Annotated in this window: 21 protein-coding genes; 10 read left to right on the top strand and 11 right to left on the bottom strand. The window is 68.6% G+C overall.

Annotated features, from left to right (window positions below):
* Nucleotides 1-4 precede the first annotated feature (4 nt).
* From IEY58_RS03620 to IEY58_RS03605, 4 genes are all read right to left on the bottom strand, one after another.
* Nucleotides 5-445, bottom strand: a complete 441-nt coding sequence (locus IEY58_RS03620) for a DoxX family protein (protein ID WP_189042633.1) — start codon at nucleotides 443-445, stop codon at nucleotides 5-7.
* A 120-nt stretch (nucleotides 446-565) separates the two neighbouring features.
* The gene (locus tag IEY58_RS03615) at nucleotides 566-1,486 is read right to left on the bottom strand and encodes a LysR family transcriptional regulator (protein WP_189042631.1); all 921 of its coding nucleotides are present in this window, start codon (nucleotides 1,484-1,486) and stop codon (nucleotides 566-568) included.
* Nucleotides 1,487-1,586: 100 nt separating this feature from the next.
* Entirely contained in the window at nucleotides 1,587-2,540 is a 954-nt protein-coding gene (locus IEY58_RS03610; protein ID WP_189042629.1) for a VOC family protein, read from the bottom strand.
* A 20-nt stretch (nucleotides 2,541-2,560) separates the two neighbouring features.
* Nucleotides 2,561-3,514 (bottom strand): amidohydrolase family protein, encoded by a 954-nt coding sequence (locus tag IEY58_RS03605; RefSeq protein WP_189042627.1) that lies wholly within the window; start codon nucleotides 3,512-3,514, stop codon nucleotides 2,561-2,563.
* Between the two features lie 264 nt (nucleotides 3,515-3,778).
* Between IEY58_RS03605 and IEY58_RS03600 the strand changes: the two genes are divergently transcribed.
* Nucleotides 3,779-4,666: a pirin family protein gene (locus tag IEY58_RS03600; protein ID WP_189042625.1), complete on the top strand. Its 888-nt coding sequence runs from the start codon at nucleotides 3,779-3,781 to the stop codon at nucleotides 4,664-4,666.
* A 16-nt stretch (nucleotides 4,667-4,682) separates the two neighbouring features.
* Here IEY58_RS03600 and IEY58_RS03595 read toward each other — a convergent pair whose 3' ends face one another.
* The 6 genes from IEY58_RS03595 to IEY58_RS03570 form a co-directional block, all read right to left on the bottom strand.
* Nucleotides 4,683-6,077, bottom strand: a complete 1,395-nt coding sequence (locus IEY58_RS03595) for an NAD(P)/FAD-dependent oxidoreductase (RefSeq protein WP_189042623.1) — start codon at nucleotides 6,075-6,077, stop codon at nucleotides 4,683-4,685.
* A 177-nt stretch (nucleotides 6,078-6,254) separates the two neighbouring features.
* The gene (locus IEY58_RS03590) at nucleotides 6,255-7,133 is read right to left on the bottom strand and encodes a LysR substrate-binding domain-containing protein (RefSeq protein WP_189042621.1); all 879 of its coding nucleotides are present in this window, start codon (nucleotides 7,131-7,133) and stop codon (nucleotides 6,255-6,257) included.
* A gap of 137 nt (nucleotides 7,134-7,270) precedes the next feature.
* A complete protein-coding gene (locus IEY58_RS03585; protein ID WP_189042619.1) occupies nucleotides 7,271-8,104 on the bottom strand; it encodes a sugar phosphate isomerase/epimerase family protein in 834 nt (277 codons plus the stop codon).
* A 1-nt stretch (nucleotide 8,105) separates the two neighbouring features.
* On the bottom strand, nucleotides 8,106-9,005 hold the full coding sequence (locus tag IEY58_RS03580) for an NAD-dependent epimerase/dehydratase family protein (protein ID WP_189042617.1): 900 nt from the start codon (nucleotides 9,003-9,005) through the stop codon (nucleotides 8,106-8,108).
* Between the two features lie 30 nt (nucleotides 9,006-9,035).
* A complete protein-coding gene (locus tag IEY58_RS03575) occupies nucleotides 9,036-9,941 on the bottom strand; it encodes an IclR family transcriptional regulator (RefSeq protein WP_189042615.1) in 906 nt (301 codons plus the stop codon).
* An 11-nt stretch (nucleotides 9,942-9,952) separates the two neighbouring features.
* A complete protein-coding gene (locus IEY58_RS03570; protein WP_189042613.1) occupies nucleotides 9,953-10,993 on the bottom strand; it encodes a Gfo/Idh/MocA family protein in 1,041 nt (346 codons plus the stop codon).
* 200 nt (nucleotides 10,994-11,193) lie between these two features.
* Here IEY58_RS03570 and IEY58_RS03565 point away from each other — a divergent pair, with 200 nt between their 5' ends.
* From IEY58_RS03565 to IEY58_RS03525, 9 genes are all read left to right on the top strand, one after another.
* On the top strand, nucleotides 11,194-12,450 hold the full coding sequence (locus tag IEY58_RS03565; RefSeq protein ID WP_189042611.1) for an ABC transporter substrate-binding protein: 1,257 nt from the start codon (nucleotides 11,194-11,196) through the stop codon (nucleotides 12,448-12,450).
* 99 nt (nucleotides 12,451-12,549) lie between these two features.
* On the top strand, nucleotides 12,550-13,419 hold the full coding sequence (locus tag IEY58_RS03560) for a branched-chain amino acid ABC transporter permease (RefSeq protein ID WP_189042609.1): 870 nt from the start codon (nucleotides 12,550-12,552) through the stop codon (nucleotides 13,417-13,419).
* Nucleotides 13,416-15,965: a branched-chain amino acid ABC transporter ATP-binding protein/permease gene (locus tag IEY58_RS03555; protein ID WP_189042607.1), complete on the top strand. Its 2,550-nt coding sequence runs from the start codon at nucleotides 13,416-13,418 to the stop codon at nucleotides 15,963-15,965. Before IEY58_RS03560 ends, IEY58_RS03555 begins: the two co-directional genes overlap by 4 nt.
* Before the next feature lie 15 nt (nucleotides 15,966-15,980).
* The gene (locus IEY58_RS03550) at nucleotides 15,981-16,805 is read left to right on the top strand and encodes a shikimate dehydrogenase family protein (protein WP_189042598.1); all 825 of its coding nucleotides are present in this window, start codon (nucleotides 15,981-15,983) and stop codon (nucleotides 16,803-16,805) included.
* On the top strand, nucleotides 16,805-18,529 hold the full coding sequence (locus IEY58_RS03545; protein WP_189042596.1) for an FAD-dependent oxidoreductase: 1,725 nt from the start codon (nucleotides 16,805-16,807) through the stop codon (nucleotides 18,527-18,529). The genes IEY58_RS03550 and IEY58_RS03545 overlap by 1 nt, the downstream gene beginning before the upstream one ends.
* On the top strand, nucleotides 18,519-20,297 hold the full coding sequence (locus IEY58_RS03540; protein ID WP_189042594.1) for an FAD-dependent oxidoreductase: 1,779 nt from the start codon (nucleotides 18,519-18,521) through the stop codon (nucleotides 20,295-20,297). Before IEY58_RS03545 ends, IEY58_RS03540 begins: the two co-directional genes overlap by 11 nt.
* Nucleotides 20,287-20,901 (top strand): NIPSNAP family protein, encoded by a 615-nt coding sequence (locus tag IEY58_RS03535; RefSeq protein ID WP_189042592.1) that lies wholly within the window; start codon nucleotides 20,287-20,289, stop codon nucleotides 20,899-20,901. The genes IEY58_RS03540 and IEY58_RS03535 overlap by 11 nt, the downstream gene beginning before the upstream one ends.
* Nucleotides 20,902-20,922: 21 nt before the next feature.
* Complete coding sequence (locus IEY58_RS03530; protein ID WP_189042590.1) at nucleotides 20,923-21,753, top strand: sugar phosphate isomerase/epimerase family protein; 831 nt, start codon at nucleotides 20,923-20,925, stop codon at nucleotides 21,751-21,753.
* Entirely contained in the window at nucleotides 21,750-22,457 is a 708-nt protein-coding gene (locus tag IEY58_RS03525; RefSeq protein ID WP_189042588.1) for an SDR family oxidoreductase, read from the top strand. Before IEY58_RS03530 ends, IEY58_RS03525 begins: the two co-directional genes overlap by 4 nt.
* Before the next feature lie 12 nt (nucleotides 22,458-22,469).
* Here IEY58_RS03525 and IEY58_RS03520 read toward each other — a convergent pair whose 3' ends face one another.
* Nucleotides 22,470-23,261: an SDR family NAD(P)-dependent oxidoreductase gene (locus tag IEY58_RS03520; RefSeq protein ID WP_189042586.1), complete on the bottom strand. Its 792-nt coding sequence runs from the start codon at nucleotides 23,259-23,261 to the stop codon at nucleotides 22,470-22,472.
* Nucleotides 23,262-23,269 lie beyond the last annotated feature (8 nt).

Here is a 23,269-nt window from a genome sequence, read left to right as displayed (position 1 = left end):
GGTCCTACCGCCGGGTCCGCCGCTCGTCGACGCTGAGGCGGCCCGCGCCGTAGGCGATGATGTAGACGAGGCCGCCCGCTGCCTCGAGATGGAACAGGAAGAGATTGAGCTGGAGCGAGAGCTGCTTCGCATCGACCGCCCAGAAGGGGTGGAAGATGACGGCCAGGATGCAGGTCCAACCCAGGAGCGCCAGGGCGGTCCACCGCGTCCAAAGGCCGGCTGCGAGTAGGAACCCGCCCGCGAGCTCGAACGCGGTCGCCGGCGGCAGCAGGAGTCCCGGAGCCGGAATGCCGTTGCTCGCCATATAGGCGGCGACGCCCGCCATGTCGCCGATCTTGCGGAAGCCGGAGACGATGAAGATCGACGCCAGGAGCAGACGGCCGGCGAGCGACAGCCACGCTCTATCGACCCGTCCGGACGCAATCGGCAAAGTTTCGGTGGTCATGAGTCGCAATCTCCCCAGCGGGCCTCGCTCCCGATCCATCTCTTGCGGGGCGGTACGGCGAGAATATTGCGGGGCCCTGTCAGGGGTGTCGCGGCAGGAGTTTGCGACACTGCGTTCGATCTATTGGACGCTGTTTCCCGCGCCGTCGCGGATGTCGCGCGTCAGCCGCTCCATATTGCGATCGAGGTAGGTCAGAAAAGCCCGGACGCGGCTCGCCAGATGGCGCTTGCTCGGATAGAGCACATAGACGTCGGCGCTCTCGGGCGTCCAGTCGACCATCACCCGCTCGAGGCGCCCGTCGCGCTCGGCCTCCCGGCACTGGTAGCAAGGCAGCAGCGCCACGCCGAGCCCGGCGATCGCCGCGTCGCGCAGCACGGTCAGATTGTTGGCCTCGACCGTGCCTGCAGGCTGGAACGAGACCTTGCCGCCCGGCCCGGTGAAGACCCAGGCGCCGTGATAGAACGCGGTCTCGAACCGAAGGCACGCGTGGCGGTCCAGATCCTCCGGCCGCTCAGGCCGGCCATGGGCCGCCAGATAATCCGGGCTCGCGTAGAGGCCGCGCGGGATGCTGAGGATCCGCCGCGAAACGAGCGCCGAATCCTCGAGCGTACCGATGCGCAGCGCCGCATCGTAGCCCTCCTCCACGAGGTCGACGTTGCGGCTGGTGAGCTCGAGCTTGAGGCGGACGTGCGGATGGGCCTTGAGAAACTCCGCCAGCACGCCGCTCAGGATCTGCATGCCGAATTCGATGGGGCCGCTCAGGCGCAGGGTGCCGGTCGGCTCCTTCGGCTCCTGGCGGACCTCCGTCTCGGCATCTTCCAGTTCGGCGAGGATGCGGACGCAGCGCTGGTAATAGACGGCCCCTTCCTCGGTCACGCGCACCACGCGCGGCGTGCGATGCAGAAGCCGCACGCCCAGCCGCTCCTCGAGCTGCTGGACCCGGTGGCTGATCGTCGATTTCGGCAGCGACAAGCGCCGGCCGGCCTCAGAGAAGCCGCCGGCATCGACGACGGTGACGAAGCTTAGAATCTGCTCGATCATCGCGGGCCGGGCTCGGCGGCTCTCCTTTTTGAGATGTCCGGCAGCAGCTTAGCACCCGGCCCGCACGGCGCCGTCAACCGTTTCCTGGCGTGGCGGCGCGCTAGTCGCGGATCGGCTCGAGCTTCGCCACCATCTCGCCCTTGCGGCTTTCGAGCCAGGCCGGCAGCTGCAGCTCCCGGCCGAGCGTCTCCCAGGTCTCGTCCTTGAGCCAGCCGCGTTCCTGGGTCACTGCCGCCTCGAACAGCGCGCCCGACGGCGTCCGGACATAGATCGAGTTGAAGTAGTTCCGATCCTTGATCTCGGACACGTCGACGTAGCCGAGCCCCTCGAGGTGCGCCTTCAGCCCCTGCTGCACCTGGCCGTCCGGCAGATCGAACGCGATATGGTGCACGGTGCCGCAGGCATAGGTCCAGCTGCCCTGCGGCCGATCCGGCTCGTGGAGCACTTCGAGCACGCGCGCCTTCCGGCCGTGGCCGATGGCGAACCGCGCGTCCCGGCCATCCCGCCCCTCGCTGGCGAAGCCCAGCGCATCGACGAGGAACGCGTCGAACTGCGGCAGGTCACGCGCCGACACGGCGACCGAGCGGATGCCCTGGATCGCGACCTCGGCAGGCACGCCGCCGCCCGTCCAGGCGCCCTTGGTGTCGTGGCCTGCCTCGACGAACTCGTACTCGATGCCGCAGGGGTGGGTGAAACCCACCCGCTTGGCGCCGAGCCGCTCGGCCGTCGCGGTCTTGTAGCCGAAGCCTTCGAGGCGCCGCTGCCAGAAGGCCAAGCTGCCGTCCGGCACACCGAGGCTGAGCACGCGCACCTGGCCCGAGCCGCGGCTGCCGGTGTTGCGCCACGGCATCGGGAAGGTCGTCACCAGCGAGCCTTCCTCGCCCAACTCGTTGCCGTAATAGAGGTGATAGAACGGCTCGGCACCGTCGAGCAGCACGGTCTTCTTGATCAGCCTGAGGCCCAGGACCTTGACGTGGAAGTCATAGTCCTCCTGGGCCGAGCCGACACAGAGTGTCACGTGGTGATAGCCGCGGATGAGCAAGGTCTCGGACATGGGGATTCTCCCGCGCAGGATCAGCGCTTGTTCAATTGGCGGGCGACGCGCGGCAGCAGCCGCAGTGCGTTCTCGGATGCGATCTTCCGCACGTCCTCGCCGCTGTAGCCGGTGAAGTCGAAGACGTCGTCCTTCGCCTCCAGGATGTCGGCGACCGGCATGTAGGGAAAATCGCTGCCGTAGAGGATGCGGTCCGGTGCCACCAGGGCATTGAGCGCCGGCAGCGTGAAGCGGCCGCTGACCATGGCGACGTCGAAGTAGAATTTGCCGAGTTCAGCGATCGTGTCGATGGGCGCCTTGCCCTTGAGCTCGGCCACGATCTGCGGCCCGTAGGTCAGGCGCTTCGCCAGGAACGGCACGGTGCCGCCGGCGTGCGACAGGATAAGCTTCAGGTTGGGAAAGCGCCCGAACACGTTGTTGTAGGCAACCTGCACGGCGACCCGCGTCGTCTCAAACGTGAATTCATAGAGCGAGGGCGGCAGGCCGAAATCCTGCTCTCGCGTCAAAACCGGGGGACGCGGATGGATGTGCACCGGTGCCGCCGTGCGATTGAGCGCGTCCAGCAGCGGATCGTAGAAGGGCGTGCCGAAATACGGCCCGTAGTTCGACATGACGCCGACGCCGTCCAGGCGCAGCACGCCCAGCGCATGCTCGAGTTCGCGCAACGATCCGTCGATGTCGGGCAGCGGCAAGGTCGCAAAGGCCGCGAACCGGCTCGGGTAGCGCGCCACGTAGGCGGCGAAGGTTTCGTTGATGCAGCGGGCCGCATCGCGCGCCCTGGCCGGATCCGCATAGGGGATGCCGGGCGAGCTCAGCGACAGGACCGCAACGTCGATGCCGGTCTTGTCCATGAACGCGACACTGTCGTCGATCGACCAAGGGGGAATGTCGACCGTTCCGAGATCGATGCCGCCGGTGAGATCCGGCAGCAACGCGTGGTGGTGAACGTCGACGATGGGACTGCGCTGCGCCATGCTGCTGCCTCCGCCTTGTTTCGAATTCTCGCTGATCGGGGAGGCTAGCGCCGAGCCGGGCGCCTCAGAAGCCGCGGAATTCTGCACGCATCGTCCAAGAATCTTGGCCGCTCGCCGCGCATCGAACGGCACGGCCGGCCGCCGTCGTTCCAGAATCTCGGACGATGCGTTCAACGAACGCCAGGTTCCGCTCAGCCGTGCGACGCCCTACCTCGTGACGCTGGGCGCGGCACCATCCGCGTTGCGCAACGAGGGAGCGGCGCGATGACGATCGCAGTTGGGAATATCGTCGAGGCAACGGGCGCGTTGACATTCTCGCCGGTGACGACCGGGGAGCCGTTTGCCATCGGCCCGGGCTTTACCGCCCTGCAGTTCCGCCACGACCAGTTTGCGGCGCGGGCGATGTCGCCGTTCGTCATGGTCGATCATTTTCATATGTCGGAGCCGACCTTCGACGTGCATCCGCACGCCGGCATGTCGGCCGTGACCCTGATGTTCGAGGATACCGAGGGCACCATGGCGAGCCGGGATTCCGTCGGCCACAACGCGGTGTTCGGCGCCGGCGACTTGCATTGGACGCTCGCCGGTCGCGGCATCCTGCATACCCAGGTGCCGGTCGAGCGAACGGCCCGTCTCCACGCGCTGCAGATTTTCGTGAATCTGCCGGCGCGCCTGAAGGATCTGCCCCCAACCTCGTTTCATGTGCGGGCCGGCGATATGCCGGAGATCCGCGGCACCGGATTTCGGCTGCGCGTCGTCGCCGGCGAGCTGGCCGGCCGGAAATCCCCGGCGATGACGCCTGAGCCGATCCTGATGCTCGACGGGGTGCTCGACGCCTCGGCGGATAGGGTGGCGATCCCGCTGCCGGCAAATTGGAACGCCTGGGTATATCTCGTCGACGGGGCCACAAGCATCGACGGCGTGGGCGATCTCGCGGCCGGCCAGGTGGTCTGCGCCAGTGCTGCAGGCGAGGCGGGCCCGCTCGCCTGCAAGACCACCTCGCGCGCCCATTTCGTCGTGCTGGCCGGTCCGCGGATCGACGAACCGGTGATCCAGCGCGGCCCCTTCGTCTTCGACAGCGAGGCGTCGCTGGCACGGGCCCTCGCGGACCTGCACAACGGCCGATTTGGGCAGGTCGCGGACGCGCGCTAGGTACCGCCCAGGCGGGTCAGTGCAGCTTCAGTTTCGGCCGGAGGATCCGGTTGACATGGCCGATTGCGATGAGCGCCAGCCCCTTGACCCAGCCGTGGACGGCCAGGAGATGCATCCGGTACAGCGACAGATAGACCAGCCTTGCAATCCGTCCCTCGACCGCAAGGCGGCCGCCGACGAGATTGCCCATCAGACTGCCGACCGTGGAAAAGCGGCTCAAGGAGACGAGCGAGCCGTGGTCGCGATAAACGAAGGGCACCAGCGGCTGGTTGGCGATCATCCGGTCCAGGTTGCGGGCGACGGTCGCCGCCATCTGATGCGCTGACTGCGCCCGAGGCGGCACCGGGCGTTCGCTGCCGGGCATCTTGTAGAAGCAGCAATCGCCAAGCGCGAAGATGCGGTCGTCCAGCGTGGTCTGCAGGGTCGGCCGGACAAGGAGCTGCCGCGACGGGCTCGTCTCGAGGCCGCCCACACCCTGAAGCAGGTCGGCCCCGCGCACCCCTGCAGCCCACACCATGAGGTCGCACGGAATCTGCTCGGCCGATGCGATGATCGCCGCTTCCGAGACAGCGGTGACCGCGCGGCCGACCAGGACCCTGACGCCGAGCTTCTCGAGCTCCGCCTGCGCCGCGGCCGCAAGCCCCTCGGGCAGCGCCGGCAGCAGGCGCGGGCCGGCCTCCAGCAGCACGACCTTGAGCCGCGTCTCGTCGAAGGCTTCGAGCCCCTCGTCACGGAGCGCGTGCGCGGCGTTGTAGAGTTCCGCCGCGAGTTCGACGCCGGTCGCGCCGCCGCCGACGATGCCGATCCTGACATAGGCCTCAGCCTCAGCACCGGCGCTCATGGCCCGCGACACGCGCAGGCAATGATTGAGCAGCCTGTCGCGGAAGCGGTCGGCGGCCGCCTGATCGTCGAGGAAGATGCAATGCTCGCGAACCCCCGGCGTGCCGAAATCGTTCGTGATCGAGCCGACCGCGATCACCAGGTAGTCGTAGGCGATCGTGTGGCGGCCGATCAGCTCCGTGCCGTCGTCATCCAGCAGCGGCGCAATCGTTATCGTCCGGGCCTCACGCTCGATACTTTCCAAGCTGCCGTGGCAGAAGCGATAGCCCCAGCGGTGGCCGTGGCTCCGATAGCTGACTTCATCGAGATTCGCATCGAGCGAGCCCGTGGCGATCTCATGCAGCAGCGGCTTCCAGACATGCGTCCGATTGCGTTCGACGAGGACGACGTCATGCGATCGCCGGCCGTAGCGCGCGCCAAGGCGCCGCGCGAGCTCGAGGCCGCCGGCGCCACCGCCGACGATCACGATCCGCGGCTTGTTTACCGTCGTGGCCGCGGCGGCGGGAATTTCCGGCCGCTCGATGTCGTCCTGCCCTTCGGCCCGTTGAAGCTTCGCGCTGACCTCGGTCATGTTTACCTCCATCGGCGTGCCAACATTGCGTCGATAGTGGCCTGCGGTCGGCCGGACCTCGCCGCCGAACAAGGCGGCAAGTGACGGTAGCGTAAAGCTGCATGAGCGGGAACACGAACAGGCCCTCGCCGCGACACAGGAAGACGAGGCTCGCGGTGGATGACCTCGCGCAGGTCGTCACGCGGCGAACGCTGCCCTCGTGCCGGCCAGGCTTTCCATGAGGAAGGCGATGAGCGGCCGCACCAGGTCGGCCTCGGCCGTCTCCTCGCCGATCAGCACGATCTCGGTCATCGGCAGCGTCGGCCAATGGCTGGGCACCTCGAGGATCTGCAGCCCCTCCTGCACGAAGGACCGGCCAAGGATGGTGATGCCGAGGCCGCCAGCGACGGCGGCTTGAATCCCCATCAGGCTGCTGGCCGTGCAGGACGCGACCCAGGGCTGATGCACGGAATCGAGCGTCTGGATCATGAGGTCGCGATAGGTGCAGGGCGGCGTCAGCAGGACCAGTTGGGCGGGTTCATTGAAATCCACCGCGCACCCGGTCGCCGCGAGCCAGACCAAGGGCTCGCGCCAGACGACCCGGCCGCGCTGGGCGGCGCCGTCCTTCTTGGCGATCACCACGTCGAGCGCGCCGCCGTCATAGGCGGTGAGCAGGTCGCAGCTCAGGCCCGTCATCAGCTCCAGATGCACGCCGGGATAGAGCCGGCGAAACCGTGCCAGCAGGCCCGGCAGTTGCCGCGGCACGAAATCCTCGGAGATGCCGAGGCGCAGCGTGCCGACCGCAGCAGGCGCCAGCATGCTGCGCACCGCCATGTCATTGAGCTCGAGCATCCGCCGAGCCGTCACCAGCAGCTGCTCGCCGTCGCGCGTCAGGCGCAGCGACCGGCTCGTGCGCTCGAACAGGCGGTGGCCCAGCAGGTCTTCGAGCCGGATGATCTTCTGGCTGACCGCCGACTGCGACCGCCCGACGATGTCGGACGCCGCCGTGAAGCCGCCGGCTTCGGCCACGGCGACGAAGGCGCGCAGCAGGTCGATCTCGAGGTCCGGATACCGCATGGCTGTCCATCGGGATATCAAATCGATATGGCAAACCTATGCGTTTTGCTTATTCGGCACAACCGCCCGATGGGAGGTCGAAAGCGCCCGTCTTCTGGATGCCGAGCGCTTTCTTTGGGTTGAGATGTTGCCGGCCGTCAGCCGATGACGCCCGCATAAGGCAGCCCCGCGGCCTTGAGGGCGGCGACCCCGTCGATCAGCCCCTGCATCGGCGCCTCGGACAGGATCTCGAGCACGACAGCGCCCGTGTAGCCGCGCTGGCCGAGCAGGTTTGCGATCGCCGTGAAATCGATCTCGCCCGAACCGATCGGATCATGGCGCCATTGCCCCTTGGGACTGTCCGATAGGTGGATCACGCCGAGACGCGGCCACAGCCGATCAAGCCCCGCGACCGGGTCTTCGCCGATGGCGAAGGCATTGGCCACGTCATAGATCACCTGAACCGAACCGTAGCCCTCGTCATGGAGGAACCGGTCGATCGTCGCGGCATCGGCCAGCAGGCCCTGCGGATGGTTTTCCAGCATGACGTCGAGGCGGCACCGCTCGGCCGCCGCGTGGATCCGGGCGAAGGCGGGGCGAAACACCTCCATCAGCTGTAGATTGGCCCGGGCGAGCAGCGCATGGCGCCGCCCGGAGCCGACGCAGATCCCGCGCGCGCCGAGCTCCGCCGCGCGATCGATGGTTCGGACATAGGCGTCGACCGCGAAATCGACCACATCCTTGGCCGGACTCGCCAGGTTGATGTCGCTGCTGGCGAGGTCGAGCGCCAGCAGCGTGAGGCCGTGGCGCTCGAGGATGGTGCGAAGCCGCCGCGTGCGGGCGGCATCCGACACCCAAGGATCGAAGTGCGGGGGCGTCGCCATGAGCTGCACCTGGCGGAAGCCGGCAGCGCCGATCCGGTCGATCGCCTCTTCCGGCGCCGCCTGCCAGACGAAACCGAACGTATGGGCCCCCAGCACGGCGATGGTCATGTCAGCGCGCCCTCTGCTGGTAATATTCCACCGTGCGCCGGATGCCCTCGCGAAGGCTCATCTGCGGCAGGTCGCCCAGCACCTGCCGAAGCTCGCCCTCCTCGACGTCGGACGCGAACGGCAGCACCGGCCCGCGGATGCCGATCGCCGCATCGGGGACGACGGCGCGGATCGCGGCCACGACCGCCTCGTTCGACGCGACCTCGCCCACGAGATTGAACACATGCGCACCATCGGGCGTGCGATCGAGGGCCGCTTCATAGGCGGCCGCCACGTCGTCGACATGGACGAGCCCCGCGGCCCCAGAATAGGGAATGTCGTAGGCCTCGCCGCGCGCCGCCGCCAGGCAGGCGAGCGACGGGCCGGCGGTCAGCCCCGTCTCGCGTCCCGGCCCATAGACAATGTAGGGGCGGAAGCCGACGCTCGGCAGCCCCGCGTCGTGCCAATAGGCGCGGGCGCTGCCTTCGCAGGCGAGCTTGAAGGCGCCGTAATGGGTGACCGGATACGGACGCCGGCCGTCGCCCGGCCCGTAGACCCCGGCGCTGCTGGTATAGACGATCCGCCGGATGCCAAGCGCCTCAGCCACGCCGAACACGTGCAGCGTGCCGAGCAGGTTCACCTGGGCGCCGAGCACCGGGTCGGCCTGACACGCCGGCGTCAGCACGCCGGCCAGATGCACAATGCCGTCGCACCCTTCGGCCGCGGCCTGAACGTCCCGCGGCGCCGCGATGTCGCCCTGGCGCCAGTCGACCCTGTCGGCGACCGCAGCGCCGGCGATGTCGCGGACGAGCGCCGGATCGCAATTGCGATCGAAGATACGGATATCGTCACCGCGCGCCGCCAGTCGGCGCACGATCGCGGCGCCCATAAAGCCGCTGCCGCCCGTCACCAATATCCGCATGCGCTCCCCCCCGATATGCTCGTGCCCGGATCAGGCCTCGCGGTCGTCGTAGATCGTCACCTTCGACCGGCCGCCCGGGCCGTAGAGGCCGGGCGACGCGATCGTCGCCAAAGCCAGCTCCTCAGCCGCATTGAGCAGCCGCTCGGCGAATTCCAGCATGCGCTCTTCGGTCAGGCGGAATTCCGGCCCGGCGATGGCGACCGTGCCGGTCACCTCGCCGGTGTTGGGGTGGCGGATCGGTGCTGCGATCGCGTTGGTACCCCGCGAATAGGTCTGCATGACCAGGCCGAAGCCGCGCTTGCGTGCCTTGCGCAGATAGCGCAGCACCGCCTCCATCGTTTCCGGCGCGCGCGGCCCGTATTCCCGGCGCGAGCCCAGCCCCTGGCGTTCGATGAGCGCGATCGCCTCGGCCTCGGGCAGGCAGGAGAGCCAGGCATGCCCGCTGGCCGAGCAGGACAGCCGCCCGGCCTGCCCCATGTCCGGGTCGTAGCGCAGCCCGTGCGGCGAGCCCTGCGCTTTGGCCACCCAGACCAACTCCTTGCCGTCGATCATGCCGAGGCGCACCAGCTCGCCCACTTCGCGGGCGAGCTGGTCGAGGATCGGCTGGGCAAAATCGGAAATGCCGCTGCCGCTGAGGAAGGTGAAGGCGAGCGAAGCGATCTTCGCGGTCAGCTGGTAGGCGCCCTGCTGGCGCTCCTGCCGCACATAGCCGTGCTCGACGAGGCTGGCGAGCACCCGATGGGTGGCGCTACGCGGGATATGCAGCGTGTCCGCGATCTCGAACAGCAGCATGCCGTGCGCATTGTTGGCCAGAAGCTCGAGCACGCCCAGCGTCCGCTCGAGCAGGCCGCTCGGACCGCCACTGGCTTCCGCCGGCGACGGGTCGGTAGGCGGTTGGTTGGTCGGCGATCGGTTGGTAAGGGCTCCGTACGGCATGGCCTTCGTTCCTAGTCGAGAGCCACCATTCGCTGGGTTCGTGCCGCCTCGTGGACCGCCATCGTGGCGCGCAAGGTCAGCATGCCGTCCGCCGCAGGGATGAGCGGGGCATCTTCGTTGCGCACGACCCGGCAGAGATGGTGGAGTTGCTCCATATAAGGATCGCCCCGCGTGAAGGCGACCGTTTCCCGAGTGATCGGCGTGAACCAGCTCTTCGTTCCGTCGTAGCGCCAGTGCTCGAGCGTCGGCAGCGCCAGCGATCCCTCGGTGCCCGCAATGAAATGCGTCTGCACCGGCACCGGTTGCGGCGGGTAATTGGGGCTTTCGCCCGACGCAAGATCCCAACTCCAGGGTGTCGCAGCACTGTCGCTCAGGCTTACCGTCACGAGCGCACCGTTCACGAGCCGCAGCAGCACCGCCACCGTGTCCTCGACCTCGAAGCCGCGGATGGCGTTCGAGGTGAGCGCCTGGACCGTCGCGATCTCGCCGCACAGGTGGCGGATGAGATCGATCTCGTGGATGAGATTGATCAGGATGGGCCCGCCGCCCGCGGTCCGCCGCCAGGCGAGGTCGAAATATTCCGGCGGCTTCACGAAGGTGTAGAGCACGGACGCGTTGGTCAGCCGACCAAGAGCGCCGCCGGCAATCATCTCGTGTGCCTGCCGAATGATCGGATTGTAGCGCCGGTGATGCCCGACCAGGATCGGCACACGGGCCTCATCGGAGGCGGCGGCAATCGCTGCCGCGTCTTCGAGCGTGCTGGCGATCGGCTTCTCCACGATCGCCGGAATGCCCCGCTCGATGCACGCGAGCGCCATCGCGCGGTGCGTGGCGTTCGGCGTGGCGATGATCGCCGCGTCCGGCCGCACGTGATCCAGCAGTTGGGCGGCATCACTGCTCCAGGGCACGCCCAGGCGCTCGGCAAGCGCCCGCCCCTCCGCCGCCGGCTCCGCGATTCCGGCGAGCCTGCAGGCGTCTATGCGACCGATCGTTTCAATGTGCGCGCGGCCGATGGCCCCGGCCCCGATGACCGCAATGGTGAGTTCGGACATGAGCGCGCTCCCTCCCTTTGCCTCCAGTCCTGATCCTCTGCCGCGTCGACGTCAAGCAATTTTGGAATCGGATTCCAGTTTTGAAAACTGTTATTGGAATCGAATTCCAGTCGTGTTAAGCCGGATGAGGATCAAGGGAGCGACAGTTCCGCGGCCGCCGGCGCCGATCCGAACGACCGGCAATTTTGGGGAGGGGTTCCATGACGGAGAAGATTGAAGAGCCGAAAGGCCTGGTGATCGGCCGACGTGAGCTGATGCTGGGCGCGACCGGCCTCGCCGCCACCCGCCTTGCCATGCCCTATATCGGCCGGGCGGAAGCTGCCGAGCCGATCAAGATCGGCATGATCTGGGCCAAGACAGGACAGATCGTCGACCAGGCGGAGTATCTGGCCCAGGGTGGCATGCTGGCGCTGGAGCAGCGCGGCAGCATGCTCTTGGGCCGGCCGGCGGAGATCGTCTGGCTCGACGAGCCCAATCCGCAGGGTGCCCAGCAGAGTGCCGAGCGGCTGGTCGGCGAGCACAAGGTCGTGGGCATGGTAGGTGGTGCCCTCTCCTCCTTCGCGCTCGCGATCTCGTCGGTCGCGAAGAAGTCCAAGGTGCCCTATATCGCCGCCAATGCAGCGGCTGGCGAAATCACCGGCAAGTCCTGCAACCGCTACACCTTCCGCCTGCAGCCGCCGGTCGACGTGCATACCCGCGTGCTCGCCCCCTATTGCGCGGCAATCGGCAAGAAATGGTATCTGCTGACGGCGTCCTACGCTTTCGGCCAGGACATCAAGCGGGCGTTCAACGACTATATCGTCGCCAACGGCGGCACGGTCGTCGGCGCCGACGAAGTGCCGGTCGGGACACCCGACTACAGCTCGTTCATCCTGAAGATCCGCGCGGCGAAGCCCGACGTCGTGATCGGCGGCATCTCGGCCGGCGACCTCACGACGTTCCTCAAGCAATGGAACGAGCTCGGCATGAAGGGCAAGATCCCGTTCGCCGAGATCTCGGTCGGCAATACCGACCTCTGGGGCGTCGGCCCCGACGCGGCCGACGGGCTCTACACCATCACCTGGTGGTACAAGAACCCGAACAATCCGCCGGAAGAACAGGCAATGGCGGCGGCCTACGAGAAGAAATACAACCGGCCGGCCGCCGACAAGACCTGGATGGGCTGGCTCGGCATGAAGTCGCTGCTGGACGCGATCGAGATGGCAAAGTCGACCGACCCTGCCGCGATCGTGAAGGCGCTCGAGAGCTGGAAGGTCAAGCGCGGCGATCTCGACGTCGGCTACCGGCCGTTCGATCACCAGATGATCAACCGGCTGCTCGTCGCCGGCATCCATCCGAAGATCACCGACAAGTGGGACTATTTCGACGTGAAGGCCGAGCTGCCGAAGACGCTCGCCGACATCGAGCAGGCGTTCGGCTCTGAGGCCAACAGCGCCTGCAAGATGGATTCGATCTAGCCTCACCCGCTCGTTCGTCGACGGCTTGGGCAGGCGGCCGCGGTTCTTTCCCGCCGCAGCCGCTCCCCATGCCCCCGCTCTCCCGAAAGGACTTGGGCGATGCTCGACATGGTCCTGTCCCAGGCCGCCAACGGCCTGGTCTTAGGCTTTCTCTACGTGCTGATCGCGATCGGCCTTTCGATCATCTTCGGCATGCTGGGCATCGTGAATTTCGCGCACGGCTCGTTCTTCGCCGTCGGCGCCTATCTCGCTTATGCCCTGACATTGCAGTTCGGCTGGGTCGGCACGCTTGCGGCCCCGGTCCTGACCGGCGTGATCGGCATCGCGGTCGAGGTCGTGCTCATCCGATGGCTCTACGGCAAGGAGCCGCTCCTGGGCCTGATCCTGACCTTCGCGCTCGCCCTTTTGGCGGAGGCGGTGCTGCGCCTCATATTCGGCGGTGCCGCCGTGCCGTTCGCCGCCCCCAAGTTCCTCGCCGGCTTCATCGAATACGGCCCGATCCTCATCACCAAGTACCGCATGTTCGTGCTGGTCGTGACCGCGCTGGCGCTCGTCGCCTTCTGGGCGTTCTTGAGCTACACCGCCTACGGCCGCATCATCCGCGCCGGGTCGCGCGACCCGGAGATGGTCGGGCTGCTCGGCATCAACCTGCCGATCGTGTTCAGCGGCGTGTTCGGCATGGGCTGCCTCTTGGCCGGGCTCGCCGGCATGCTGGCGGCCCCGCTCTGGACCGTCACCCCCTCGATGGCCGCGGGCGCCATCATGCCGGCCTTCGTCATCGTCACGATCGGCGGCCTCGGCTCCTACGCCGGCGCCATCGTCGCGGGCCTGCTGGTCGGCATCACCACGTCCATGACCATCCAGTTCCAGCCGGAATGGTCGGGGGCTGCCATGTACATCCTGATGGCGCTGATCCTGCTGGTCCGGCCGCGCGGCCTGTTCGGCGAGCGGTGGGAGCGGTTCGAATGAGCCCCGCCATGATCCGCCACCCGGCGCTCACCGTCGCCGGCATCCTCGTGCTGCTGACCTTGGGCTGGCTTGCGATCGGCGCGCCGATCTCGCTCATCACCGAGATCGCGATCTACACGCTCTACGGCGCCGGCGTGAACCTGCTCGTGGGCTATACCGGCCTGGTGCCGTTCGGCGCCTCGGTCTTCTTCGGCTCGGCCAGCTACGCGGCCGCCTTCTTCATCCTCGGCGGCTACGGCAATGACCTGGCCGCGCTTGTTTTCTCGGTCCTGTTCTCGGTCGTGCTGGCGCTGCTGATCGGCGCGCTGATCCTGCGGCGCAAAGGGCTCTATTTCTCGCTGCTGACCCTCGCCTTCTCGCAGATCGCCTTCGAGGTCGCATTCAAATGGACGGCGGTCACCGGCGGCGAGAACGGGCTGCAGGGCGTCGCCCGGTCGAGCTTCCCGAGCGACTTGGGCTTCCACGCCTTCGTCGTCGCGACCGTGACGCTCGGCATGGCGCTGCTCTGGCGCATCGCCCATTCGCCGTTCGGCCGCACGCTGCAGGCGGTGCGCGATAACGAGCACCGGGCCCTCAGCCTCGGCTACGACGTCTATCGCATCCGGCTCGGCGGCTTCGTCTTGACCGGCGGCTTCGTGGGCTATTGCGGTGCGTTGCTGACGCTGATGCTGCAAGGCGTCTACGCCACCAACCTCAATTGGCAGCACGCGGGCGACTCCCTGCTCATGACCGTGCTGGGTGGCGTCCACCATTTCCTGGGCCCGCTCTGGGGCGCCATCGCCTTCATCCTGCTCGAAGACCGGCTCTCGGCCTTCACCGAGAACTGGTGGCTCGTCTTCGCGCCGATCCTGATGCTGTTCGCGCTCTTGTCGCCGGAGGGCATGCAGGGCCTGGCGCAGCGCCTCGTGGGAGGGGCGCGCTGGGGCCGCCAGCGCTGGACCCTGGTACGCAACACGATCCCCGCCCGCCCGGCCGAGATCGTGCCGTTCGAGAGTGCAGCAAGCGGCATCGACCCAGATCAGCCGATCCTGCGGGTCAAGGGGCTGAGCAAGCAGTTCGGCAGCCTGGTGACCGCGCGCGACATCGACCTCGAGATCCGGCCGTTCGTGCTGCACAGCATCATCGGTCCGAACGGTGCCGGCAAGACCACGTTCTTCAACATGCTCTCGGGCGCCTTGGCACCGACCGCCGGCCAGATCCTGTTCGAAGGCCGGGACATCACCCGGCTGCCCATGCATGTCCGTGCGCGCCTCGGCATCGGGCGGTCGTTCCAGATCCTGTCGATCTTCCAGAACCTGAGCGTGTTCGAGAATGTCCGCATCGCCGTGCAGGCCCATCGGCGGGGTGCCGGCGGCCTTTTCGCCGACGCCCATGCCGATGCCGGGATCAACGCGCGCACCTGGTCGATCCTGGACGCGGTCGGCCTCGCCGACCAGGCGGCGGAACCCTGCCTCAACCTGCCGCACGGCGCCAAGCGGCTCTTGGAGATCGGCATCACGCTCGCGATCGACTCCAAGCTCTTGCTGCTGGATGAGCCGCTGGCCGGCCTTGCCGAGGCCGACCGGATCGTCGTCGCCGACCTCATCAAGCGACTGTCGGAGAAGCATGCGGTCGTGCTGATCGAGCATGACATCGACCGGGTGCTCGCGATCTCGGACCGCGTCTCGGTGCTGCATCAGGGCCGCATGATCGCCGACGGCCGGCCGGTCGAGGTCGCGAAGCACCCGGACGTGATCGCCGCCTACCTGGGCGCCGCCAAGGACGAAGCGGCGCCGACGGCCACGGTCGAGCGCCTGGTCCGTGCCGAGGCCCCGGCGCTCTTGGAGGCGAAAGGGCTCGCCGCCGGTTATGGCGGCAGCACGGTCCTGAACGGCATCGATCTCACCATCCACGAGGGCGAGGCCGTGGCGCTGCTCGGCCGCAATGGCGTCGGCAAGACGACGACGCTCAAGACCTTGAGCGGCACGCTCGCGATCGCCCAGGGCGAGCTCCTGTTCGGCGGACGGCGGCTCAACGGCCTCAAGCCCTATGAGATCAACCGCCTCGGCATCTCGCTCGTGCCCGAGGGGCGCCGGCTGTTCCCGAACCTGACGGTGCTGGAAAATCTCCAGCTGGCGACGCGACCGGGCGGCATCGGCATCGAAGAGGTCTTCACGCTGTTCCCACGCCTCAGCACCCGGCAAAAGGCCAAGGCCGAGAACCTGTCGGGCGGCGAGCGCCAGATGGTCGCGATCGCCCGGGCACTCGTCGTGCCGAGCCGCCTCATCCTGCTCGACGAGCCGTTCGAGGGCCTCGCCCCGGCCGTGGTCAAGGAGGTGATGGAGGCGCTCGTCAAGCTGCGCGGCAAGGTCGCGATGGTGATCGTCGAGCACCATGCGGAAAGCGTGCTGCCCATCGTCGACCGCGCCTATGTCCTGGTGAACGGCCAGGTCGCGTTCGCGGGCGAGGCCGCCGCCCTCGAACAGGATGCCGATCTGCAAGCACGTCTTCTTGGCGTGGTCCAGGGCGAAGAGCTCGAGGCCACCCTCCAACGCGCGGCGATCTGATCCGGAGCGAAACCCATGAACCTGACCGGTGCCACCCGCCTCAATGTCATCCTGGGCGATCCCATCGCCCAGGTGAAATCGCCGAACGGTGTGACCCAGGCCTTCGCCGACCGGGGCCACGACGGGCTGCTGGCGCCGGTTCAGGTCGGCGTCGAGGATCTTGGCGCGTTCCTCGCCGTCGCCGACCGGCTGAAGAACCTGGACGGGATCATCGTCACCGTCCCGCATAAGTTCGCCTGCTTCAAACATTGCCGGAGCGCCTCGGAGCGCGCGGATTTCCTCGGCGCGGTCAACATCATGCGCCGCCGCCCGGAGGGCGGCTGGCATGGCGACATGGTGGATGGGCTGGGCTTCGTCGGCGCCGTGCGGGCCCAAGGCTATGAGCCCGAGGGCAAGCGTGCGCTCCTGGTCGGCGCGGGCGGCGCCGGTTCGGCGATCGCCTTGGCGCTCGTCGAAGCCGGCGTGCGCGAACTCGCCATCCACGATGCCGATCACAAGCGCCGCGACGATCTCATCCAGCGCCTCAATGCCCTCGGTCGGGCGACGGTCGAGGCCGGATCGCCCGATCCGACCGGTTACGACCTCGTCGCGAACGCGACGCCGGCCGGCATGCGGCCGGGCGATCCGCTGCCGGTCGACGCAGGCAAGCTCACGCCCGACACCTTCGTCGGCTGCGTCATCACCGTCCCCGCCGTCTCGCCGCTGATCGACGCCGCCCGCCGCCGCGGCTGCCCGACCTCGACCGGCACCGAGATGTATCAGGCGCTGCAGTCGGCGATGGTCGACTTCCTGCTGGCGCCCCAGGCCGCGTCACCCCTGGCCGCGTCCGAGAGGGCGTGATGTTCAAGACGCTCGACGCCATTACCGACGAAGCCGGCTACGACATTGTCGTGGTCGGTGCCGGCGCCGGCGGCATGGCGGCCGCCCTCTTTGCCGCGATCGAGGGCCGGCGGGTGCTGCTGGTCGAGCGGACCGAATATGTCGGCGGCACCAGCGCGCTGTCGGCCGCGACGACCTGGGTCCCGAACACGACGCATGCGGCCGCTTTCCCGGACAAGGACAGCCGGGAGAACGCCCGCCGGTTCCTCGATGCCGTCGTCGGCAATCATTCGTCCGCAGCCCTCCGCGAAGCATTCCTCGACAGCGGCCCCGCGGCAATCGCGACGCTCGAGGCCCAGTCCGACGTCCGGTTTCGTCCCTACGCGACCCATCCGGACTACGAGCAGCAGGCGGAGGGGGCGACGCTCCGCGGCCGCGCGCTCGAGCCGGTGCCGTTCGACGGCCGGGCGCTTGGGCAGAGCCTCGGGCGCATCCGGCCGCCCATTCCGGAATTCACGCTGTTCGGCGGCATGATGGTCGACCGCACCGACATCAATCATCTGCTGAACCTCAAGCGGTCCTGGAAATCCGCCCGCCATGTGGCGAAGATCCTGACGCGGTACGGCCTCGACCGGCTGTCGGACCCGCGGGGCTCCCGCCTCGTCATGGGCAATGCGCTCATCGGCCGGATGCTGCTGTCGCTCGAAAAGCGCGGCGTGGAGATCCTGACCGGCATCTCGGTCGAGGATCTTGTGACCGAGCGCGGTCGGGTGACGGGCGTAGTGCTCGCGGCCGACGGGCTCGCGCGCCGGGTGCGCGCCTCGGCCGGCGTCGTGCTCGCGGCCGGCGGCTTCAACCGGCACCCGGCACGCCGGGCGGAACTGCTGCCGGCGGGCGCCCTCCACAGTCCCGCGGCGCCCGGCCACACCGGCGCCATGCAGGACCTAGCGCTCAAGCTCGGCGCCCGGCTGGGTGAGGGCAACCTCGACAATGCGTTCTGGGCGCCGGTTTCCGTGCGGCGCCGCGCCGACGGCAGCACCGCCGTCTTCCCGCATTTCGTGATGGACCGCAGCAAGCCCGGCACGGTCTGCGTCGATCAGACCGGCCGGCGCTTCGTCAACGAATCCTGCTCCTACCATCTCTTTGCGCGCGCGATGTTCGAGCGCAACCGGACCACGCCCGCGATCCCGTGCTTCATCGTGACCGACGCGGTCGGCATCCGGAAATACGGCCTCGGCATGGTGCGTCTGGGCACGCGGAACCTGGCTCCCTTCCTCGCCGACGGCTATCTGGTCGAGGGCCGGACGGTCGCCGAGCTCGCCGGCAAGCTCGACATCCCGCCCGGCGCGCTCGAAGAGACCGTGGCCGCGATGAACCGCCATGCCGCGACCGGCGTCGATCCGGAATTCGGCCGCGGCACCACGGCCTATCACCGCGTGAACGGTGATGCCGCGGTCGGCCCGAACCCGACGCTCGGGCCGATCGCCGTCACCCCCTTCTACGCCGTGCGCCTCTACCCCGGCGACATCGGCGCCGCAACCGGGCTCGTGATCGACGAATGGGCGCGCGTCACCAAGGCCGACGATCAGCCCATCCCCGGCCTCTATGCCTGCGGCAATGAGGCGAACTCGATCATGGGCGGGACCTATCCGGGGCCGGGCATCACCATCGGGCCGGCCATCACCTTCGCCTATCGGGCGATCCGCCATGCGCTCGGCCGGGCCGAGGCGCGCGATGCCGCGTGAGCAGCAGAATTCGCCCCCGTCCGGGGACGCGATCCGGCTCTGCGACCTGCTCGTTGTCGGCTCCGGTGCCGCGGGCCTCTCGACCGCCGTCACCGCCGCGATCCTCGGGCTCGACGTCATCGTGCTCGAGAAGGAACGGCTGCTCGGCGGCACCAGCGCCTGGTCGGGCGGCTGGCTCTGGATCCCGCGCAACCCGCTGGCCCAGGCCGCCGGCATCGTCGAGGACTTGGGTCACCCCAGGACCTATCTGCGCCATGAATTGGGCGACGGGTACGACGCGGCCCGCATCGACATGTTCCTGGAGCAAGGGCCGCGCATGGTGTCGTTCTTCGAGCGCGAGACTGCGCTTGCCTTCATCGACGGCAATGTCATGCCGGATTTCCACGGCCACGTGCCGGGCGCCGGGACCGGCGGGCGATCGGTCTGCGCGGCGCCGTTCGATGGCCGCGAACTCGGCGCCCGCCTCCACGACCTGAAGCCGCCACTGGACGAGATCGCGCCCTTTGGCATGGGCATCGCGTCGGGCGCTGATCTGCGCCACTTCCTCGACGCGACCACGGCCTGGCGCTCGTTCGTCCATGTGGCGCGGCGTCTCCTGCGGCACGGCTGGGATCTGTGGCGCTACGGGCGCGGCACGCATCTCGTCAACGGCAACGCCTTGGTGGCACGGCTGTTGAAATCGGCCGACGACTTGGGCGTCCGCATCATCAAGGCGACGCCGGTGCAAGACCTGCTGGTCGAGCGGGGCCGAGTCGTGGGCGCCCGGGCGCTGGTCGACGGCACCCTGCAGGAGATCCGGGCGCGGCGCGGCGTCGTGCTGGCGGCGGGCGGCTTTCCGCACGACACGGCGCGCAAGGCCAAGCTGTTCCCGCATGCCCCGACCGGCCGCGAGCATTGGTCGGCCGCCCCCGAAAGCAATACCGGCGACGGCATCCGCTTGGGCGAACGCGCCGGCGGCGTCATGCGCACGGATCTCACCCAGGCCGGCGCCTGGGCGCCCGTGTCGCTGGTACCCCATGCCGACGGCTCGATCGGCCGCTACCCGCACCTGATCGAGCGGGCGAAGCCCGGCCTGATCATGGTCGACCGGACCGGCCGCCGCTTCGCCAACGAGGCGGATTCCTATCACGACGTCATGACCGCCCTGTTTGCGGCCACGCCTGCCGACCAACCGGCCGAGGCCTGGGCACTCTGCGACCGGGCCTTCATCCGGCGCTATGGCCTGGGCCGCGTGCGGCCTTGGCCGTTTCCCCAGCGGCCCTGGCTCGCCAACGGCTATCTCAAACGAGGGAAGACCATCGCGGCACTGGCCGCTGCCTGCGGCCTCGACCCCGAGGCACTCGTGCGCACGGTCGAGGACTACAATCGCTTCGCCGTCCGCGGCGAGGACCCGGCGTTCGACCGTGGCGGCACGCCCTACAACCGCATCCAGGGCGAGGCCCGGCATCGGCCCAACCCGTGCGTGGCACCGCTCGCCGCCGGCCCGTTCTATGCCGTGAAGATCGCCGCCGGCAGCCTCGGCACCTTCGCCGGCCTCAAGACCGACGCTTACGCCCGCGTGCTCGACGCGCAGTCGCGGCCGATCGACGGGCTCTACGCGGTCGGCAACGACATGGCGAGCGTCATGGCCGGGCGCTATCCGGCCGGCGGCATCACGCTTGGGCCCGCCATGACCTTCGGCTATGTCGCCGCCCATCACGCGAGCGGCATCCCGCTCGACAACAATCGATCCACGATCACGACGATCGGAGACGAGCATGCTCTATGAAATCGCCACCCTCTCGATCCGCTTTGGCACGGCCGCGCAGGCGGTCGCCGGCATTGCCGATTATGTGAAAGCACCCGACGCGCTGGGCCGCCTCCTCGGCTGCTGGACGACCGACATTGGCGACCTTAACCAGATTCTGGTTCTGCGCGGCTTCGACGGCGCCGCGTCGCTCATCGCCGAGCGCGAGCGCGCGCTCGGCACGACGAACCCGTTCGGCTGCGGCGCCGCCATCACCGCGCTGACGTTCGACAGCTACGCGCCCTTCCCGTTCCTGCCGCCGGTCGAGCCCGGCAAGTACGGCAGCGTCTACGAGATCCGCACGTATCGCCTGAAGCATGGCGGCGTGCCGCCGACCATCGCCGCTTGGGCGGCGGCCATGCCGGCCCGCGGCCGGCTGTCGCCGCTGACGCTGGCGATGTACGCGCTCGACGGGCCGCCGCGCTTCACGCACATCTGGCCCTACGCCAGCCTCGACGCACGCGCCGCCATCCGCAGCGATGCCGTCGCCCAAGGCATCTGGCCGCCCAAGGGCGGGCCCGACTGGCTGACCGGCGAGATGCGCTCCGTCATCGGTCTGCCGACCGCGATCTCACCCCTGTCCTGATGCCGCACACAGGATCCCGCCATGCCGCGCGCCTATTCGCTTGCCTATTTGACAACTGCCCCGCTGGCCCCGCCGGACGCGCTGCAGCTCGCGCAGAAGCTCGGCTATCAGATGATCGGTGTCCGCATCGCGCCCGCCGCACCGGGCGGCGATTTCTCACCGCTCATCGAGGATGCCGCCCTGCTGCGTGAGACCGTGGCGCAGATCAAGGCCACCGGCGTCACGGTCTATGACGTCGAGATCGCGCGGCTCAACGCCGATTTCCGCGTCGAGCAGTTCCGGGATTTTCTCGAGACCGCCGGCAAACTCGGCGCGCGGGCGATCCTCGTCGCCGGCGACGATCCGGTTGAGGAACGGCTCACGCAGTCCTACGCGGCGTTCTGCGATGCGGCCCGGGACTACGGCCTGACCGCCGATCTCGAGTTCATGCCGTGGACGTCGGTGCCGGATGCCAAGAGCGCGCTCCGGATCGCCACCACGGCCGACCGGCCGAACGGGCGTGTCCTGATCGACGCGCTGCACGCCGCGCGGTCGTCGACGACGCTCGCCGATCTCGCGGCCATCCCGCGCGAGCGGCTCGGCTATGCCCAGCTGTGCGACGCGCCGGGCGAAATCCCGACGACGAACGAGGGCCTGATCCACACGGCGCGCTGCGCCCGGCTGCTGCCCGGCGAAGGCGGCATCGATCTCGTCGGCATCCTGCGCCAGCTGCCTGACGACCTGCCGCTCAGCCTCGAGATCCCGAACGACGAGCGCCTGCCGGTGGTCGGCCCGGAAGCCTGGGCGCGAGAAGCGCTCGCCACGGCGAGACGCGTGGCCGCGAGGGCTGCCGAGCAGGGAGAGACGCCATGAACCGGATCGATCTCGACGGGCGCATCGCCCTCATCACCGGCGGTTGCGGCGGCATCGGGCAGGCGGTGCGGCGCCGCTTCCTCGAGTCCGGCGCTACCACCGTCACCTGGGATCTTGCCGAGGAGGCCGACGACCGCATCGACGTGACCGACGAGGCGGCCGTGGCAGCAGGGATGGACCGCCTGCTCGGGCGCTTCGGTCGGCTCGACATCCTGGTCAATGCCGCCGGCATCACCGGCCCGACCGTGCCGATCGAACATTACACGCTCGCCCAATGGCGTCGCACGATCGACGTCAACCTGACCAGCACGTTTCTCAGCTGCCGGGCCGCCGTCGCCCCGATGCGCCGGCAGAACACCGGGCGGATCGTCAACCTGGCCTCGATCGCCGGCAAGGAGGGCAATGCCCAGATGACCGGCTATTCCGCCGCCAAGGCCGGCGTGATCGCGCTCACCAAGGCACTCGGCAAGGAACTGGCCGGCACGGAAATCCGCGTGAATGCGCTCGCCCCCGCCGTCATCGCAACCGAGCTCACCAAGCAGATGTCGCCGGAGACCTATGCGGCAGTAATGGCCAAGATCCCCGTCGGACGCGCCGGACGGCCCGAGGAGGTCGCGGCCATGATCGCGTGGCTCGCGTCCGACGAATGCTCGTTCTCGACCGGCGCGACCTTCGACCTGTCCGGCGGCCGAGCGACCTATTGAGGGGCGCGGAGCTTACGAGAAGCCAGGCCGCGGGATCACGTTCATGATGGTGCGGGTGAAGCCGCCGTCGACGACGATCTCGTCGCCGGTAACGTAGCTGGCCCTGGCACTCGCCAGGAAGACCACGGCGTTGGCGATGTCCGCGGGCTCGCCGATGCGTCGGACCGGCACCAGCGCCTGCCGGGCTTCGAGCACGCCCGGCGCGTCATAGAACGGCTGAGACATGGGCGTGCGGATGAGGCCAGGGCTCACCACGTTGCTGCGCACGCCGCGCGGCCCCCATTCGGTCGCGAGTTGCTGCGACAGCATGACGATGCCGGCCTTGCTGACGCTGTAGGCGCCGCTCGCCCCCTGCGGCGCGCTGGCGGCGATCGAGGCAATATGGACCAGGCTGCCGGCGCCGCGCGCCAGCATCTGGGCGCCGAACGCCTGGGCGCTGAGGAAATAGCCGGTCAGGTTGACCGAGAGCGTCGCGTGCCACGCCTCGGCCGTGAGCTCGTCCATCCCGCCGGGGCTCAACAGGCCGGCATTGTTGACCAGGATATCGGTGGGACCGAGTGCTATCTGCACACGCTCGGCTGTCGCCGCGATCTCTTCCGCCACGGCGAGATCGCAGCCGATCGCAACGGCCCGGCCGCCCCCCGCCTCGATCTCCGCGACGATCGGCCGGCAGGCTGCCTCCTGCCGATCGATGAGCGCCACCGCGGCGCCCACGTCGGCGAGGGCGAGCGCGATGCCGCGCCCGATGCCACCCGCGGCCCCGGTGACGACGGCGACCTGTCCCGTGAGATCGATCCAGCGCATCGGCCGCC

The organism is Aliidongia dinghuensis, assembly GCF_014643535.1.
GTDB classification, from domain to species: Bacteria; Pseudomonadota; Alphaproteobacteria; order ATCC43930; family CGMCC-115725; genus Aliidongia; species Aliidongia dinghuensis.
This window is presented reverse-complemented; position numbering and strand designations above follow the sequence as displayed.